General features: G+C 53.4%; 14 protein-coding genes. 9 read left to right on the top strand and 5 right to left on the bottom strand.

Annotated elements, in window-relative coordinates; genetic code table 11:
• The first annotated feature begins 475 nt into the window (after positions 1-475).
• The 5 genes from B051_RS0117080 to B051_RS0117060 all read left to right on the top strand — a co-directional run bounded on the left by B051_RS0117080 (position 476) and on the right by B051_RS0117060 (position 8,519).
• Positions 476-1,729, top strand: coding sequence for an ROK family transcriptional regulator (locus tag B051_RS0117080; RefSeq protein ID WP_018479440.1), 1,254 nt, complete (start codon positions 476-478; stop codon positions 1,727-1,729).
• A 35-nt stretch (positions 1,730-1,764) separates the two neighbouring features.
• On the top strand, positions 1,765-3,684 hold the full coding sequence (gene nagB, locus B051_RS0117075) for a glucosamine-6-phosphate deaminase (protein ID WP_018479439.1): 1,920 nt from the start codon (positions 1,765-1,767) through the stop codon (positions 3,682-3,684).
• Positions 3,685-3,763: 79 nt separating this feature from the next.
• The gene (locus tag B051_RS0117070) at positions 3,764-4,639 is read left to right on the top strand and encodes an ROK family protein (RefSeq protein ID WP_018479438.1); all 876 of its coding nucleotides are present in this window, start codon (positions 3,764-3,766) and stop codon (positions 4,637-4,639) included.
• Positions 4,640-4,641: 2 nt separating this feature from the next.
• Positions 4,642-6,987, top strand: a complete 2,346-nt coding sequence (locus B051_RS0117065) for a beta-N-acetylhexosaminidase (RefSeq protein ID WP_018479437.1) — start codon at positions 4,642-4,644, stop codon at positions 6,985-6,987.
• Positions 6,988-7,220: 233 nt separating this feature from the next.
• A complete protein-coding gene (locus B051_RS0117060) occupies positions 7,221-8,519 on the top strand; it encodes a sugar MFS transporter (protein ID WP_018479436.1) in 1,299 nt (432 codons plus the stop codon).
• Between the two features lie 80 nt (positions 8,520-8,599).
• On the opposite strand, the gene B051_RS0117055 is transcribed toward B051_RS0117060, so the two are convergent.
• The gene (locus B051_RS0117055) at positions 8,600-9,397 is read right to left on the bottom strand and encodes a sialate O-acetylesterase (protein WP_026236479.1); all 798 of its coding nucleotides are present in this window, start codon (positions 9,395-9,397) and stop codon (positions 8,600-8,602) included.
• Between the two features lie 283 nt (positions 9,398-9,680).
• On the opposite strand from B051_RS0117055, the gene B051_RS0117050 reads away from it, so the two are divergent.
• The 4 genes from B051_RS0117050 to B051_RS0117035 all read left to right on the top strand — a co-directional run bounded on the left by B051_RS0117050 (position 9,681) and on the right by B051_RS0117035 (position 14,165).
• A complete protein-coding gene (locus B051_RS0117050) occupies positions 9,681-10,079 on the top strand; it encodes a hypothetical protein (protein WP_033317005.1) in 399 nt (132 codons plus the stop codon).
• Between the two features lie 269 nt (positions 10,080-10,348).
• Entirely contained in the window at positions 10,349-13,195 is a 2,847-nt protein-coding gene (locus B051_RS0117045) for a M16 family metallopeptidase (protein ID WP_018479433.1), read from the top strand.
• A 188-nt stretch (positions 13,196-13,383) separates the two neighbouring features.
• Complete coding sequence (locus B051_RS0117040; RefSeq protein ID WP_018479432.1) at positions 13,384-13,608, top strand: hypothetical protein; 225 nt, start codon at positions 13,384-13,386, stop codon at positions 13,606-13,608.
• A 65-nt stretch (positions 13,609-13,673) separates the two neighbouring features.
• Positions 13,674-14,165, top strand: coding sequence for a DUF4112 domain-containing protein (locus B051_RS0117035; protein ID WP_018479431.1), 492 nt, complete (start codon positions 13,674-13,676; stop codon positions 14,163-14,165).
• Positions 14,166-14,177: 12 nt separating this feature from the next.
• Here B051_RS0117035 and uvsE read toward each other — a convergent pair whose 3' ends face one another.
• The 4 genes from uvsE to B051_RS0117010 form a co-directional block, all read right to left on the bottom strand.
• Entirely contained in the window at positions 14,178-15,071 is an 894-nt protein-coding gene (gene uvsE, locus B051_RS0117030; protein WP_018479430.1) for a UV DNA damage repair endonuclease UvsE, read from the bottom strand.
• Positions 15,072-15,134: 63 nt separating this feature from the next.
• Positions 15,135-15,770, bottom strand: a complete 636-nt coding sequence (locus B051_RS0117025; RefSeq protein WP_018479429.1) for a carboxypeptidase-like regulatory domain-containing protein — start codon at positions 15,768-15,770, stop codon at positions 15,135-15,137.
• A gap of 219 nt (positions 15,771-15,989) precedes the next feature.
• Positions 15,990-16,766 (bottom strand): hypothetical protein, encoded by a 777-nt coding sequence (locus B051_RS0117015; protein WP_157579022.1) that lies wholly within the window; start codon positions 16,764-16,766, stop codon positions 15,990-15,992.
• Positions 16,767-17,106: 340 nt separating this feature from the next.
• Entirely contained in the window at positions 17,107-18,342 is a 1,236-nt protein-coding gene (locus B051_RS0117010) for a metallophosphoesterase (RefSeq protein ID WP_018479426.1), read from the bottom strand.
• Positions 18,343-18,510: the final 168 nt, after the last annotated feature.

The raw sequence follows: 18,510 nt of genomic DNA, 5'->3' as shown, positions 1-18,510 counted from the left end.
CCTCCCTTCTGCCGTCATTCCCTCCTTTGTCATTGCGGTTATCCAAACGAACCTACCACAAATACCTTCTCCTGTCATCCCCATACACGTTCTGTCATTCCGACGAAAGGAGGAATCTGTTACCATAACCACCGCCGGTGCGAGCGCAGCGGGAACCGGCGGTGAGAGATGGGGGCTGGACTGCACTTGGGTTGTTCCTCTATTCCCTCTCTTCCCCGCCGTCCTCATAAAAGCCACATCTGCGCTGGCTCTGGATGTGCGGCAAGAAAGGTATGAGATTCCTCCTTCCGTCGGAATGACAGAAGATTGGAAAGACAAAAGTTGCAGGCAAATAGCTAACAAAAAATAGTTTATCACTTTTTAATTCATAAAAAATATAAAACATCGTCTTTAACTTTTATAAAAATTTTATAAAAGTATTTGCTATTGCTTCTAAACTTCTGCATCTTTATGCTATTACACCAAAACCAGTAGCATGAGTGCATTCCTAACATGGGAAGAAGAACATCTGGAGAAGCTCAACCACGTGGAGCGGAAGAAGCACCTGCAGAAGATTAAAATCGTTCGGCACCTCTACGTGAAAGGGGCTCGTTCCAACGCTGAGATTTGCAACCGCTTCAATATCAGTTCGCCTACTTCGATGGCGCTGCTTAATGAGTTGATGACGGAAGGGCTGGTGGAGAAACAAGGCAGGGGTGAGTCAGTAGGAGGCCGCAAACCGGAATTGTACGGGCTGCGCAACAACTCCCTCTTCGTATTGAGCATCGATATGGAGAAGTTCAGCACCCGCATGGCCATCTTCGACAACAATAACAACAACATCACGGGCACCCATACCTTTCCCATACGCCTTTCCAAAGACCTGAGCGCTTTGGAAGAGCTGCACCAACACGCCAATGGCCTGGTGCTGTCGGCAGGTATAGACGCTGACAAGCTCATGGGCATTGGGTTGAGCCTGCCGGGACTTGTCTCCTCGCGCGAAGGCGACAGCTATACCTACCTGCTCACCGGTCAGCACGAGACACCGCTGCAGGATTTACTGGCCCTCAAGTTTAACAAGCCCGTGTACATTCAGAACGATGTGAAAAGCGCCACGCTGGCCGAATACCGCTTTGGGGCTGCGCAGGGCAGGCGCGACGTGCTGGTGCTCACGCTGGATTGGGGTATTGGTTTGGGCGTCATCATGGACGGCAAACTGCGTGTGGGTACTTCCGGTTTCGCAGGAGAGTTTGGGCACATCCCCTTTATTGACGGCGGCGTGCTGTGCCACTGCGGCAAGCGGGGCTGCCTGGAGACGGTGGCCTCCGGAAGCGCCCTGGCGCGGATAGCCCGCGAAGGCATGCAAGCCGGGCAGCATACCCTGCTGAGCCAGTTGACAGGCAGTGAGCTGGAGAAGCTGGAGCCGCACGCCATCCTGCAGGCCGCCAACGAGGGTGACCAATACGCCATCCAGCTGCTGGCCGAGACGGGCCGCAACCTGGGCCGTGGAATTGCCATGCTCATCCAACTGTTCAACCCGGAGCTCATCATCATTGGGGGCAAAATGGCCGAGGCCCGGCAGTACATCACCACGCCCATACAGCAATCCATCAACACTTACTGCATGACGCAGCTGCGCGAGCGCACCGAGGTGGCGCTGTCGCAGTTGGGCGCGCAGGCAGGTATACTGGGGCCGGTGGCCACCGTGATGGAGCGCATTTTTGAGCACCGCATGGAATCATCTAAATAACGAATCACAACATTACAATATAGCACATCAGAAACATGGCTCGATTAAATCTTCTGGAAGAAACCCGTTTTGAGAAGCTTCCGGTTACCATTTACCCCGATGAGTACATCGCCTCTGTCAAAGTGGCCCAGCGTATAGCGGAGCTCATCCGGTACAAGCAAGGCCGAAACGAGAAGGCCGTGCTGGGGCTTGCCACCGGCGCCACGCCCGTGAAGGTATACGCCGAACTGGTGCGACTGCACCGCGAGCAAGGACTCAGCTTCCGCAACGTCATCACGTTCAACCTGGACGAATATTACCCGATGCAGCCGACGGCCGTGCAGAGCTACGTGACGTTCATGAACGAGAACCTGTTCGACCACATCGACATTGAGAAGAAGAACGTGCACATTCCGGATGGCACTCTGCCGCAGGAGGAAATCCATGCTTACTGCCTGGAGTATGAGCGCAAGATAGAGTCGCTGGGAGGGCTGGATTTGCAGCTGTTGGGTATAGGCCGTACGGGTCACATCGGTTTCAACGAGCCGGGCTCAGCGCCAAATTCTGGTACGCGCCTTGTGACGCTGGACGACCTGACCCGCCGTGACGCCTCGCGCGACTTCGGTGGCAAGGAGAACGTGCCACGCAAAGCCATTACCATGGGCATAGGCACCATCTTCAAAGCCCGCGAAATCATCCTGATGGCCTGGAGCGGCAAGAAAGCGTCCATCATCAAGAAGGCTGTGGAAGGCGAGATATCAAGCGAGGTGCCGGCCACCTACCTGCAGCTGTCCGATAACGTAGAGTTTGTGCTAGATATGGATGCGGCTTCGGAGCTGACGCGTTTCAACACGCCATGGCTCGTGAAAGACTGCGTATGGGATGAGGCGCTCATCAAAAAGGCTGTCATCTGGCTGTCGGAAGAGGTGAGAAAGCCGATTCTGAAGCTGACCGACGAGGACTACAACAACAACGGCATGGCGCAGCTAGCCACTGAGAAAGGTCCGGCCTACAACATCAACATCGACATCTTCAACAAGCTGCAGAGCACCATCACCGGCTGGCCAGGTGGCAAGCCAAACGCCGATGACAAACGTCGTCCGGAGCGTGCCGAGCCGGCTCGCAAGCGCGTAGTGATTTTCTCGCCGCACCCCGATGATGACGTGATTTCTATGGGTGGTACGTTCATACGCCTCGTAGACCAGGGGCACGACGTGCACGTGGCCTACCAGACCTCCGGCAACACGGCCGTTTGGGACGATGACGTACTGCGCTACATGGAGTTCACCATTGACTTCAACAAGAGCATGGGGCAGGATACCAGTTTTCTGGAGAACACCTACGAAGACATGCGCGGCTTCCTGGAGAACAAGCAACCCAACCAGCTCGACTCCCAGGAGATTCGAAACGTGAAGGGCTTTATCCGCAAGAGCGAGGCCATTGCAGGCGCCCGTTATGCCGGTCTGGAAGACGATAACATCCACTTCATGGCGCTGCCGTTTTACGAGACGGGCAAGACCGTGAAGAAGCCGGTAACGGACATAGACGTGGAGCTGACGATGGAGCTGCTGCAGCAGGTGAAGCCGCACCAGGTATTCGCCGCCGGCGACTTCGCCGACCCGCACGGTACGCACATCGTGTGCTTCAATATCGTGTTGGCGGCCCTGTCGCGCCTGCGTGAGACCGAGGACTGGGCCAAGGACTGCTGGCTATGGATGTACCGCGGCGCCTGGCACGAATTCGCCACACACGAGATTGAGATGGCTGTTCCGCTGTCGCCACAGGAAGTGGAGCGCAAGCGCAACGCCATCTTCAAGCACCAGTCCCAGAAGGACCGCCCGGTTTTCCCAGGCGACGACGCGCGCGAGTTCTGGGTACGGGCCGAGGAACGCAACCGCGAAACCGCCAAGAGCTACGACAACCTGGGCCTGGCTAACTACGAGGCCATGGAGGCCTTCGTGAGGTGGAAGTTCTAAATGGATAATGACGGCTACAACAAAGCAAATCACTAGCTTTGTTGTAGCCGTTTCGTTTTAATACGATTAACCGCTTTAGATGAGTAATTTTAAAATACTAGGTATTGACATAGGCGCCACCAAAATGCATGCAGGTGTGGTGCAGGATGGTAATGTGTTGCAGGAGGTGAGGCTCCATACGCCGGCGCAGGCGCCACAGGAGCAGGTGCTGGCAGAACTGGCGGAAGGTATAGCCCCGCTGATAGACGCCGAAGTAAAGGGTATAGGTATAGGAGTGCCTGGTTTGGTGGACGAGCGCCGGGGCGTGGTATGCGATGTGCAGAATATCCCTTCTTGGAAGGAAGTGCATCTGAAGGCCTACCTCGAAGACCGTTTCCGGTTACCGGTATACCTGAGCAATGATGCCAACTCCTTTGCCGCCGGCGAGAAAATGTACGGGCAGGGCAAGTCATTCAGCAACCTGGTGGGCATAACACTGGGCAGTGGATTGGGCGCAGGCATCATCATCCACAACAGCCTTTACTCAGGTACCCTGTCCAGCGCCGGGGAGCTGGGCGGCATACCCTACCTCGACAAGACCATAGAAGACTATTGCAGCGGCAAGTTCTTCCAGGATACCTACGGCGTGCCAGGTGAAAAATTGTATGCGCAGGCGCAGCAAGGAGATGCCCGCGCGCTGGAAGCCTATGCCGAGTACGGAAAGCACCTGGGCAATGCCATCAAAATCGTGCTGTACATCCTCTCGCCGCAGGCCATCTTTCTGGGAGGCTCCGTGAGCAAGTGTTTCCCGCTGTTTCAAGCAGCGATGCGAAAAAGCTTGGAAACCTTCCCGTTCAAGGCCGTGAGGAGCCAGCTGCACATCGGTGTGTCGGACCTGGACAATGCCGCTATTTTAGGCGCGGCAGCCCTTTTCGAACTCAAGAACCAACACAATCTGCAAACTCAATCCGCTTAGGTATGGACTTCAGAAAAAAGATACTCACCCTTGCCCTCACCATGGCCTGCGCCGCAGGTATAGCCGGACTGACGCCTGTACTGGCGCAGGTAAAGCCGGAGTCGCTGGCGCTGATACCGCAGCCTGTTAAACTGACGACACAGCAGGGGAGCTTCCCGCTGCAGGCCTCCACTAAAATTTACGTAGACCCGAAAAACGAGGATTTGCTGCGCGTAGGCCAGTTCCTGGCGCAGAACATCGAGCAGGCATCGGGTATAAAACCGGAAGTGCTGCAACAGAAGCCGAAGAAGAAAGCCACTAACCTGGTACACCTGACACTGGAAGTGGCCAATGACACCCTGGGTGCCGAAGGCTATACCTTGAGCGTGACGCCATCCCGCATAACCCTTGGGGCCAAAGAGGCGCATGGTGCCTTCCTGGGCATGCAGACGCTAAAGCAATTGCTGCCGACTCAGAAGACCGCTGCACCCGTGGCTATACCTGCCCTGCAGATTGTGGACAAGCCCCGCTATACCTGGCGCGGTATGCACCTCGATGTAACACGCCACTTCTTCCCGGTGGAGTTCGTGAAGCAATACATCGATTACCTGGCCATGCACAAGATGAACTCCTTCCACTGGCACCTCACCGATGACCAGGGCTGGCGTATCGAAATCAAGAAGCACCCAAGGCTAACTGAGGTAGGCGCTTACCGCGACAGCACCCTGATTGGGCACTACTGGGACCTGCCACAGCACTACAAGAAAGAGCGCCATGGCGGCTACTATACCCAGGAGCAGATAAAAGACGTGGTAAAGTATGCCCAGGACCGCTTCATCAACGTGGTGCCGGAGATTGAGATGCCAGGTCACGCGTTGGCGGCGCTGGCAGCCTATCCCGAGCTTTCGTGCACCGGCGGCCCTCACAAAGTAGAGGCCAAGTGGGGCATTTTCCCGGATATCTTCTGTGCCGGTAACGAGCAGACGTTTGCTTTCCTGGAGGACGTTCTGACAGAGGTGATGGCGCTGTTCCCAAGCAAGGTTATCCACGTCGGTGGCGACGAAGCGCCTAAAACCCGCTGGAAGGTCTGCCCGAAGTGCCAGAAGCGCATCGCTGACGAAAAACTGAAGGACGAACACGAGTTGCAGAGCTATTTTGTGCAGCGCATGGAGAAGTTCGTGAACAAGCACGGCCGCATCATCATTGGCTGGGACGAGATTCTGGAGGGTGGCCTGGCCCCCAACGCGTACGTGATGTCGTGGCGCGGCACCAAGGGAGGTATAGCCGCCGCCAAGCAGAAGCACTACGTGGTGATGTCTCCGGGCATTCCCCTGTACTTTGACTACTATCAGGGCGAGCGAAGCCTGGAGCCGATTGCCATTCATGGGTATAATTCATTGCAGCACGTCTACAACTTCGAGCCGACCCCGGCAGAGTTGGCAGCCGACGAGAAAAAGTACATCCTAGGCATACAGGCCAACCTCTGGACAGAGTATATCCCCACCACCGAGCATATAGAGTACATGGTGTTTCCCCGTATATCAGCCTTGTCAGAGGTACAGTGGACGCCGGCCAAACAGAAGAACTGGAAGGGTTTCCAGAACCGCATGCAGGAGCAATACAAGCGCTACGACGCCCTGGGCATCAACTACTCCAGAAGCGCCTTCAACGTGCAGCAGCAACTGGAGATAGATTCCGTAAGAGGCGCTGCAAAAGTGATGTTCAAGACAGATGCAGCCAATGCGAAGCTTCACTATACGCTGGACGGCACCGAGCCCTCCACCACTTCCAAAGAGTATACTCAACCTTTCACCTTGAACAAAACGGCCACCATCAAAGCCGGTTCTTTTGTAGACGGCAAACTGATTGGGAAGGTGAGCACAAAGACGTTTGAGGCACACAAAGGCTTTTCCAAATCCATAGACCTTGTGATACCGGCGCACCAGAACTTCGCTCCGAAAGCCAAGCTGGTGAATGGCGTCAAAGGCTCCACTGACCAGTACGACGGCCACTGGACCGGTTTTCTGGGCACCGATATGGAAGCTGTCATCGATTTGCAGAAAGTGCAGCCGATTATACGGCTGAGCACCAACTTCATGCAGAACATCGGCTACCGCATTTTCCTGCCAGCGCAGGTAGAGTATTCCGTGTCAGAGGATGGAAAGGACTACAAGACGGTGGATGTCATCACGAACGCCAACCCACTGGACGCGGAAGGCATCATGACGCACGAGGTCGCCTCCACCATACCGGTGACAAGGGCCCGTTACGTGAAGGTGAAGGCCAAAAACGTGGGGCAGAGCCCGGCGAAATATCCGTCGGCAGGGCAGAAGACCTGGCTCATGGTGGATGAGATAGTGGTAGAGTAGGCCAGTACTGGGCAAGTGAGGCCCCGGCGAAACCCGACAAGTGGCGCCGGAGCCTGCCCTTGGAGAGGCAAATGCACAAATTAACCCGGCGCTATCCTGAAACTAAGCGAGATAAATTTTATATTGTACCCTCATTCCGAACCATAACACAGCATAGCGGCTGGTTGCGCACAGGTATAGCCCCTGAAGTATGCCGGATGTAACGTTTGCACCTTATTTATACCTTAACCACAATGACAAAAGTAGCCTCTTCCACAAATGACAAGACCGGGCAGGTGAATGCTTCGGGCGGATACATGCGCTCGATTATCATCATCGGGTCCCTGTTCTTCATCTTCGGCTTCGTTACCTGGCTGAACTCCCTGCTGATTCCATACCTGGAAATCGCCTGTGAGCTGACTAGGTTTCAATCCTTCTTCGTCACCTTCGCCTTCTACATAGCCTACCTGGTCATGGCCCCTCTGTCAACCAGAGTGCTGACGAAGTTTGGCTTTAAGAATGGTATGTCTGTTGCCCTGGTGGTGATGGCGTTTGGGGCAGCGTTGTTTATACCTGCAGCGATGACCCGTATCTACATCATGTTCCTGGCAGGATTGTTCATCATTGGTTGTGGACTGGCCATTCTGCAGACGGCTTCAAACCCCTATATCACGATTCTTGGTCCGGCAGAAAGTGCTGCCAAGCGAATCAGCATCATGGGTATCTGTAATAAGATGGCCGGTGCAGCTGCCCCTGTTATCCTGGGCCTCTTCCTGAATCTGGAGAATGCAGATAAACTGAAGTCTGAGGTGTTGGGTATGACGGCCGCCGCCCGTGAGGCTGCCCTGGATGAGATGGCTCTGCAGGTGATACCACCTTACATAGGCATCGTTGTCGTGCTCTTGATTCTTGGGTTTTGGATATACCGTTCCAGCCTTCCCGAAGTAGATACTGAAGTGGAGGATGAAGCAGTCGCGGCTGCAAACACCAGCAAAAAGAGCGTGTTTGCCTTCCCTCACCTGCTGCTGGGTGTTTTTGCGCTCTTCCTGTATGTTGGTGTGGAGGTGATTGCAGTGGATTCCATCATAGGCTACGGCTTGTCGTATGACATTGCACTGACGACAGCGCAATACTTCGCGAGTGCTACCATGGTGGCGATGGTAGTGGGGTACATCATCGGTATAATAGCCATACCCAAATACATCAAGCAGGAGAATGCGCTGAAGTTCTGCGCCATATTAGGTGTCGTGTTCTCCCTAGGAGCCATTTTCACCACTGGATACGTTTCCGTGGGCTTTATCGCTCTGCTGGGTTTGGCAAACTCGCTGGTGTGGCCAGCGATTTGGCCGCTGGCACTCGCCAACCTGGGTCGATTCACCAAAGCCGCCTCTTCTATGTTGGTGATGGGTATAGCCGGTGGCGCCATCCTGCCACTGGTATACGGTGCGCTGTCCGATGCCTTCAACGCGCAGCAGGCCTACTGGATTATGGTACCTTGCTACCTGTTCATCCTGTACTATGCCATGGCCGGGCACAAGGTGCGCACCAAGTAGAAAGACATAGCCTATACCTGAAACAGAAACAGGAGCCCTCTTGCGGGGGCTCCTGTTTCTGTTTCAGGTATAGTTTAAGGCTATAATTCCTTAATGGCATTGAACAAGTCAGTGCCGGCCTGCACCTGGCCTGCGGCATTGGCATGGATTCTATCCTCCGGGATGCGCTCATAGCCATCTGTTTCGATGACCTTGATGGTACGGGGGTCGGCTGCGGCACGCCTAGCTTTCGCTGCGTTCACCCCGCTGGCGAAAGGCATCTCCGGAATGTCGGAGAATATCTTATACACTACCCTTTTGGTGTTCTTCAGGTACTCCACTTGGTCCAAGGATTCGAAAAGGGCCTGTTCGTTCTGCTGATAGGCGCTTGCCATGGCTTCTTCTGTGGCGTCCTTTTCTCCCTGCCACCATGCAATCGATTTGACAACAGGGGTTTTACCGCTGGCAATCAAAGCCATTCGGGCTCTGTCAATCGTCCGTTTCGACTGCGCGAGCAGCTCCCCCGATTCCGGGTGCCAGTCCTGTACATCGCTTGTGCCGGACTTGTAGAGTTGGGTGCCGCTCTGGGCTGTCACGATAAAGTAAACATCCTGCTTCTTGTGTTGCTGCAGAAGCTGGGCGGCCTTGACTACCAATCCGAATTCCCCTTCGGCGGCCTGCGTGTTTACGCCGGCCTGCAGGGGCTCAAACTGTCCCTTAGCCGCATTGAAGATATAGGCCCCTTTGATAGGACCCTGCACATCGGCTGGAAGTTCAGTGGCATTACTGCCAAAACCCTGCGCATTGGATTGCCCCATGATGACGTGGACGTCCACTGCTTCCTCTGTCTTCTCCAACTCGGGCTCAATGGTATCATCGCTCTGCTCACACGAAGTCAACAGTCCTGCAATTAATAATAGTAATAGTATAATTCCTGAAAATCTATTAAGCATAGGAAGTAAAATGTTAGAATTTTAGTGCTATCTGAAGTGCAAGCACGGGTGATAGTACGCCTTTTTAAGGCTAGTGGTTGGGTATTCGAAGCAACTACGTGTGCAATTGGGGCTTGGTCTACGGGAATTGCACATTTCTAGAGGAGATTTTTTATTTGGATAAAACAGAATTGTATACTTTTGCAGGAGACAAACCTAATCTAAAACAAAACTCATCAGCTATTTCACCATGCGAAGCCTTCGACTCCTTCTACTGCTCGTGCTGTCTGTAGCCACAATGGCATCCTGTACCAGCTCACGCAAGAAAAACAGCAACACCGGACAGGTTATCATCATCAAAGACAGCAAGGCCTCTCGCCACGCTGGCTACAAAAAAGGCTGGACCAAGAACCCGAACAACCCGCACCACCCACGCACCACCAACCCCGGCCACACGAAGCACAAGAAGGGCAAAAGCGGCAACACAGTGGTGATAGTGAACAATAACAACACAACCGTGAAATCAGTGGCTCCGAAGGGCAAGCCTGGTCATGGGCCTCAGCACAAAGGCGGACCCGGTAAAGGGCACTCCGGCAAAGGGCACCCTGGTAAAGGCGGAAACGGCAAGGGTGGCAAAGGGAAGAAGTAGACAGCGCTGATACAGCAGCATTAACACAAGGTATAGGCAGGCCCATAGGGTCTGCCTTTTTTCATGCCGTCCAGCAGCATCCCGGTAATTTGGTCGTGAGAATAGCTGGTTTTGTATATAGAAAGTCGGAATAGGTATAATTAACCTGTGTTATGAAATAAAATAGCCCTATTTTTAACCTATATATCCTGCCGCCTGAGGTGTGGGGATGATTCGTGCGAAGTCCTTTCCAGGCAATGAAGAACAAACAAAACCTTAAATCCCATTTCATGAACAAGAAGTTTTACACCCTGGCTCTGACGGCTATCCTGTTGGGTACGTCGGTGGAGCAGGTGGCACTCGCCCAGAAGCCGGTCACTACGGCCGTATCAGAGTTGAACCAGCCTATCCCGCTGAACCCGAACGTGCGTACTGGCAAACTGGCCAACGGTCTGACGTATTACATTCAGAAGAACAGCACCCCGGAGAAGCGTGCAGAGCTGCGCCTGGCCGTGAATGCCGGCTCCATTCTGGAAGACGATAGCCAGCAGGGCCTGGCGCACTTCACAGAGCACATGGCTTTCAACGGCACCAAGAACTTCAAGAAGAATGAGCTCATCAACTACCTGCAGTCAGTAGGGGTGAAGTTCGGGGCGCACCTGAACGCTTATACCGGTTTCGATGAGACAGTGTACATCCTTCCAGTACCTACTGACAAAGAGGAGATTGTGGACAAGAGTCTGCTCATCCTGGAAGATTGGGCTTTCAATGTGGCCTTTGAGGGTGAGGAGATTGATAAGGAGCGTGGTGTGATAGTGGAGGAGAAGCGTTCACGTCAGGAAGCAGGTATGCGTATGGCCTACCAGTATTTCCCGGTGCTCTTCAAAGACTCCAAATACGCACAGCGCCTGCCCATCGGTACCGATGAGGTGCTGAAGAACTTCAAGCACGAAGAAATACGCCGCTTCTACAAAGACTGGTACCGCCCTGATATGATGGCCGTGGTAGTTGTAGGCGACATCGATGTGGACGCCATGGAAAAGAAAATCAAGGCGAACTTCGGCAAGTACAAGGCAGCCGCCAACCCGAAGGAGCGCAAGACGTTTGACGTCCCAAACCACAAGGAAACCCTGGTGTCTATTGTCCGCGACAAAGAGGCCACCATGCCTGGTGTGCAACTGCACTACAAAAAGGACGCACTGCAGCTGAAAACGCTTGGGGATATGCGCAGCAAGTTGGCCCGCGACATGTACAACGGCATGCTGAACCAGCGCCTGAGCGAGTTGCAGCAGCAAGCCGATGCGCCCTTCCTGTTCGCCACCACCGCCTATACCTCCCTGCAGGGGCTTAGCTCCAAAGACGCCTACTCCTCCTACGTGACCACCAACGAAGGCGGCGTGGTACGCGGCTTGAAAACCGTAGCTGAAGAAAATGAGCGCGTGAAACGCCATGGCTTCACCCAGTCAGAGTTGAGCCGCTACAAGACGCAGGTGTTGGCAGCCTACGAGAAGGCCTACAACGAACGCAGCAAGACCAACTCGGGGGTATACGTGAACCAGTACGTGGCCAACTTCCTCGACGAATCTCCAGCAACCGGCATTGAGTTTCAGTTTGAGTTCCTGAAGAAGCACCTAGACGGCATCACGCTGGCGGAGGTGAACCAACTGGCAGGCCAGTGGATAACCGACGATAACCGCGTGGTGGTCATCACGGCGCCGGATAAAGAGTCCCTGAAGCTTCCGACTGAGGCTGAGATTCTCAGCATTCTGAAGGAAGCCTCCTTGGCAGACCTGCAGCCTTACGAGGATAAAGTGACTGCCTCAACGCTCATGGATGCCGCTCCCAAGGCAGGTACCATCACCAAAGAGAACAAAATAGAGAAGCTGGGCGTGACAGAGCTGACCCTCTCTAACGGGGTGCGCGTGGTGCTGAAGCCGACTGATTTTAAGGATGATGAAATCCTGATGACGGCCTACAGCCACGGCGGCCACTCGCTCTACAGCGACTCTGATTTCCATACAGCTTCGTTCACGTCTGAAATCATGTCACGCAGCGGTGTGAAGGACATGTCGGCAGTAGACCTGCGCAAGGTGCTGGCTGGAAAGAACGCCAATGTGAACGCTTCTATTTCCTCGCTGCGTGAAGGTGTGTCGGGCAACACCACACCAAAAGACCTGGAGACGATGCTGCAGCTGGTGCACCTGAAGTTCACAGCCCCACGCAAGAGCGAGCAGGATTTCCAGGCTTTCCTGAACCAGTACAAAGGCATATTGCCGAACCTGCTGGCCAGCCCGCAGAACTACTTCGCTGACCAGGTGGCCCGCATACAGTCGCAGAACCACCTGCGCGGCGGCAGCATTCCAACGGTAGAGGACCTGAACCAAGTGAGCCTGGACAGAGCCTATGCGATTTACAAAGACCGCTTTGCCGATGCCAGCGATTTTACCTTCGTGTTCGTGGGTAATTTTGATGTTGAGCAGATGAAGCCGATGCTGCAGACTTATTTAGGCAGCCTGCCGGCCACCAACCGCAAGGAAACCTTCAAAGACGTGGGCGTGCGTGCCCCAAAGGGGGTGGTCACCAAGGAACTGGTGAAGGGCTCAGACCAAAAGAGCAACGTGGTCATCAGCTTCCGCGACGAGGCCAAGTATAGCAAAGAGAACAGCTATCACCTGGCGGCCCTGTCCGAGGTGATGAAAATCAGGCTGACGGAGAAGCTGCGCGAGGAGATTGGCGGCGTGTACGGCACCAGCGTTTCTGCAGGAGCCAACCGTTTCCCGAACCAGAGCTACGCCTTCAATATCAGCTTTACCTGCGCCCCTGAGAACGTGGACAAGCTTGTGAATGCGACCTTTGAGGAAATCAAGAAGCTGCAGAAGAGTGGTGCCCTGGAGGCAGACCTGAACAAGGTGAAGGAAGCGGACAGACGCGCCATTGAGACGAACATGCGCGAGAACCGTGCCTGGCTCAGCTCACTGGAGAACGCCTATTACTACGGCGAGCAGCCAACGGCCCTGAACGAAAAGCTGGCCCTGGTAGAGAAGCTTAGCTCCAAAGACATCAGCAAGGCAGCTAAAAGCTACCTGAAGATGAACAACTACATCAAAGTGGTGATGAACCCAGAGCCGGCGCAATAAGCCAGAGCAACGAAGCACAGATTGAAGTGCAGTCTGCGGCTAGGTGCAAACCAGCCGCATACTGCACTTTTTTTATTTTATATACTTCTATATATAAATTAATTAAATTTTATTTAACTTATATGTCTCAGAACCTGTATATAGTAAATATATAATCTTTAATACTTCCACTTATAAAGGCGCATCATATGAAGCTCTTTGGACTCACCCTGTTCCTGGCTGTCATGACTATGGCGGCATCCCTTTCCTCCTGTTCACCCCTGCATCGCAGCAGAAACGCCATTGTGGTAGATGACTATGGCAGCATGCGCCACATAAAGGGGAAGCCAGACAGAGTGAGCAAGAAGTGGAAAGGCAGTGCGTATAAACCTAAGAAGAACAAGATGGCCAAGCGCAACTATTCCAACTGGTAGCAGTGCCTCTGCATTACAGGGTTTCGTCCGCGCTACCTTTGGTAATTGCCTGCGTATAGGATGCTATGGCAGAACACTACACGCACTATACCCGCACGCCCCGCAGCGAGAGCTTGAAGTGGGTGGACCGGGTTACGAAGTTGATGGATAACCAATTCCGCTTCCCGGGCACCAACTGGCGCTTCGGCATGGACCCTATCCTGGGGTTGTTACCAGTGGTCGGTGACTTGGCTTCCTTCAGTGTGTCTGCCATGCTCATACTCACCATGGCCCGCCACGGTGCCAGCGGCAAACTCGTCACGCTCATGCTGCTGAATGTGGCCGTTGATGCCTTGTTCGGCAGTATACCTATACTGGGAAATATCTTTGACTTTGCGTTCAAGGCCAATGACCGAAACGTGCGCCTCCTGCGGGCGTATTATGAGGAGGGCCGCTACCAAGGCAGTGGCAAAGGCATCATCGTAGGTGTGATGGTTGGACTAGCGGTCGTGTTTGCGCTGCTCGTATGGGCCCTTTGGGAAATGGGGGAGTACGTATACCAATTGATAGCCGGCTAGGTATAGCGGCTCCTACACCCTTTCAAGCGACCTGGCTATCTCGATGGCCTTCAGCGCACTCTCTTCCTTGTCCTTTATCTCCAGCATGATGTCCATGTCTATGCCTTCCGTCTCTACCAGGAAGTCGTGGAAGGGCTCTTCGCTTATGCTCTGTATATGCTTTCCCTTGCGCTCCCCCGGCGATTGCGCGCTGTAGTCTACCATCAGGATTCCGTCTTTCTCAGGATGCCAGGTCTGCGCAGCCAGTAGCGCCGCCTCCCGCATCGGTTCCCCGTTGTTGATGCACTCGTGGTGCAGGTTATCGAAAATGATAGGCATACCTGTCAGTTCATGCAGTATCAGGCAGTCGGTGAGGCTGTAGGTACGGTCATCGTTCTCTACGCACAGTCGCGCCTTCACCTCCTCAGGCAGTAGGGTGTGGTATACCTCTGCAAAGCGGTTAAGAGCCGATTCCTTATCTCCGTAAGCACCACCGCCGTGTATCTGCAGCTTGGCTGTGCTATCCAAGCCCATCAAATCCAGCACGCTTCCCTGGTATACCAGTTCGGCAATAGAGTTTTTCACCGTGTCGGGATTGGGGGAGTTGAGCACCACGAACTGGTCCGGGTGCATGGAGATGCGCATGTTGTTGCTCTTGATGTAATTGCCCAGGCGACGGAACGTCATTTTAAAATGTTCCTGCCAGTCGTAGGTGTTGATGGGATGGGAGGCGAAGGGCACCAAATCGGATGTAAGCCGGAAGAACAGCAGCCCGTGCTGCACATTGAACTCCAGTATGCGGCGCAGGCAAGCCAAGTTTTGCTCCACCGTCTCGATGAGCCGTTCCTCGGAATAGGAGGCAAGGCGGAAGGTTCTGGAAGAGGAGCAGTCTAAGGTCTGGTTGATGCAGGGGTAGCCGATTTTCATACGTGTGTCAGGTATAGGTATACCTAACCTACGCAGAAGACGAATGTTTCAGCTAATCCAACTTTACTCGTAGCCGGTATTGTCCTTGAAAAAGCGGTTGTAGTTCTCCTTTTCCTGCCGCCGGCGCTTCATTTCCTCAATGAGCAGCAGTTGCTGGAGCTTCTGGTTCTGCTTTCCCTCCTTGGAGAACATATCATAGAGAAACGTCATCGGGTTGAGGATGGTAGGAGGCGGGGGCGGGGCAGGTGGTCCAGGCTCCAGCTCCGGGCGGTAGCCGGGCCGTTTGACGTATTCCGGGTCTTCGCGCTTCATGTTGCGGAGGGCCCGCTGTATCATCTCTTCGGAGGGGCGGCTGGTGACTTCCACCTCGCCCAGCATCACACTGTCTTCCTGCAGCACGATGTTCACGCGCAGTTCAGACACCGGGAGTTTCTTGGGTAGGTATAGCAGCGGCTTGTACCCTACTGCACGCACCAGCAAGGTGTCGTTCTCCTCAATGTCAATCAGAAATTTTCCTTGTTCGTCAGACACTACGGCTGTGTTTGTACCGTATTTGATAATGCCCGCACCCGGTACCGGTGTCACCTTGTCGGGTTGCAGCACCGTGCCACTCACCCGAATGGTACGCTGCGCCTGTGCCGGGAGCATGCACACCAGAAGGAGAAAGGTAACCAGAAAAAGCAATGGGTGTCGGAGCATGTTGCTGCATTGGGCCACTCTAGCGGTGGCAACGGGTTTATTCAGTACGCCGAAAACGGCCAAAAAGTATGCCAGCCTGAAAGTTTTGTGGGCAGTCGCCTGTCTGGTTATAAAGTTACGAAAATTTGATGGAAACCCGAAGGGCCGGAAATGCGAAAGCCCGTAGCTACGGGCGCTACAGGCTTTCGGTACTAATATGTTATACGTCAAGGAGTAACGTTAGTTTTTGTTTGTTTTATTCCCTATGCCGGACTTGTTCTGGTTGCTGTTGTTCATATTGGTATCGCCATTGGTGTTCTGGTTGGTTGTACCCATATTGCTCTGGTTGTTGCCGGTCGTGTTTGTGCTGCTGCTTCCGGAATTGCTCTTGATGCCCGTGGCGGCGTTCATGCTCTTGTACTTGTCACGGTTCTGCTCATACTGCTTGTATTGCTCCGGAGTGAGGGCTGCCTTCAAATCCCGGTCGGTGTCGGCCATGATGAGCTCCCTTTCGGAATTCATGTCGGACTCCCGCATGCTCAGGTTAGGGTTTTCGGCATCGTTCACGTTGCTGTTGCCCTCATAGGCATTGCCTTGGTTGTTGGAGCGCTCCGCATCCAGGTCGTTAGCCGGGTTGTTGCCCATGTCATTGCGGGTGTCGTTCTTGGCCTGACCGCCCATGCGGTTCGTCTCGGTGTAGTTGTACTCGTCATGCAGCTCAGCCAGACGGCGCTCGCGCTCATACAATGCCTGCTGCACACGCGTCTGTGCGTCTGTGCTCAACTTCAAGTCCGTGGCCATCTGGTTTGACGTCTGCTCAGCATGCTGGCGCCATTCATTCTCTGTGCCCATGTCAGCGGCCGAGGTGAGTTCTTCGCCATAGCCCCTTATCTGGTCAGGGTCCACGTTTTCGTCCTTATTTGCGTCTGCTACCTCACGGGTCGTGCCCCTGTCTTCGGAACAGGCAGAGAAGAGCATCACACTTACTAATCCTATAGAATAAAATACCTTTTTCATAGTTCAAATACCTTAAGTTGATTCTTAAAATGAGCAGCCTGATATACTTGAAATAGTATAAAATTTATGCAGGCCGCTTTAGGTCTTTACGGTATGGAGTAGGTTTTGTTTATACCTCAGATTTGCCCGAAGATTAATAGAAACAACTGTGGTAAGCTTTAAAACCTAATTATTGGCTTGAAAAGCAGATGACTTACTGAATTTAGTTTATTGGTAAAGAGAAATCCAGTGAAACTGAATGGCAGGTATAGAATATGATAAAATATATATTGTGATAGTGTGAAAAAAGAAGAGCCGGCAGTTCTGCCGGCTCCTTATGAAATGATAGAAATGATTGCTATCAGGCCTGCTTCAGTTCAAAGACCGTAATCTCCGGCAGGAAGCCCACACGACCCGGATAGCCTATAAATCCAAGGCCAGTGTTCACGTACAGGTATTGTTTACCCCGGTTGTAGAGGCCGGCCCACTGGTCGTACACATACTGCACCGGGCTCCACTTGAGGCCAGGTATGTTCACGCCAAACTGCATGCCATGGGTATGGCCAGACAGCGTCAGGTCAATGTCCGGGAACTTCTTGTTGATTTCGCCATCCCAGTGCGATGGGTCATGTGAGAGCAGCACCTTGAACGGACTGTTCTCTGCTCCGCTGTAGGCCTTACCCAAATCGCCGTATTTCGGGAAGCCGGCCCGGTTGCCCCAGTTCTCAACACCCAGTATGGCAATGTGCTCGCCGTCTTTCTCGATGAGGCGGTTTTCGTTGAGGAGTATCTGCCAGCCCATTTTGCCATGAGTCTCAATGAGCGTCTGCAGGTTGCGGCTTTTAGACTCGCGGCTCTCCCAGGATACATAGTCACCGTAGTCGTGATTGCCCAACACGGAGAACACGCCATTGCGAGCCTTTATCTCCTTCAGGGTATCGACATGGGCCGTCAGCTCAGTGGCTACGTTGTTCACCAGGTCACCAGTGAAGAACACCAGGTCCGCCTCCTGTTGGTTAATCAGCCGTACCGCTTCTTTGAGTGGATCGGTGGAGGTGAAACTACCGGTGTGCAAATCCGAAATCTGGAGCATCTTAAAACCATCGAAAGCCTTGGGCAGGTTCGGGAAACGCAACGTCACCCGCTTCACCCGGTAGTCATAGGCGCCCTTCACCATACCGTATATGAAGGCCGAGAAAGGCACGGCGGCAACCAGTAGTCCCATTTGATTGAGGAACTTGCTGCGGGACGGGTCAAAGCTAGGTTCACTGCTGCTGGCGTTGTTGAGGACAATCTTGCCCAGGCGCAGCACATCGTCAAGGAACAGGAATAGCACCACCACCAGTTTGGAAGCGAAAATGATGAAAAGGGTGCTGGCCAGGTACGTCTTGAAAGTGTCAGGAGGCGTGCCCCGGGTGAGGGAGGCCAATGCGAACGTGCCTGCCGTAATGGCAAACACCGCCCAATATAGGAAGTAGATAACTCGCTGTGCTGTTTCAGATAAACCCTGTGTAACCGTCTTGATAGCTTGGAATACATAAAAGTCTACCAGGAACAGTATGAAGAGAACCACTCCTATTGAAAAAAATCTTTGCATAGTATGTTCTTGATGCTGCATGAGAACACTTTCAGGCAGCTTAAGTTCGAATTTGGATATAAAGTGAATAAAGTAAGCGGACAGACCGCTTTCTATGAACTATTTTAAGGAGAAACAGATTCACCTTTCATGCCTATTCTCTAACAAAATCTATACCGTTGTGGAAAA

It is taken from the genome of Pontibacter roseus DSM 17521 (assembly GCF_000373265.1).
GTDB lineage: Bacteria > Bacteroidota > Bacteroidia > Cytophagales > Hymenobacteraceae > Pontibacter > Pontibacter roseus.
Note: the sequence above shows the minus strand (reverse complement) of the source record. Positions and strands in the feature narration are given on the sequence as shown.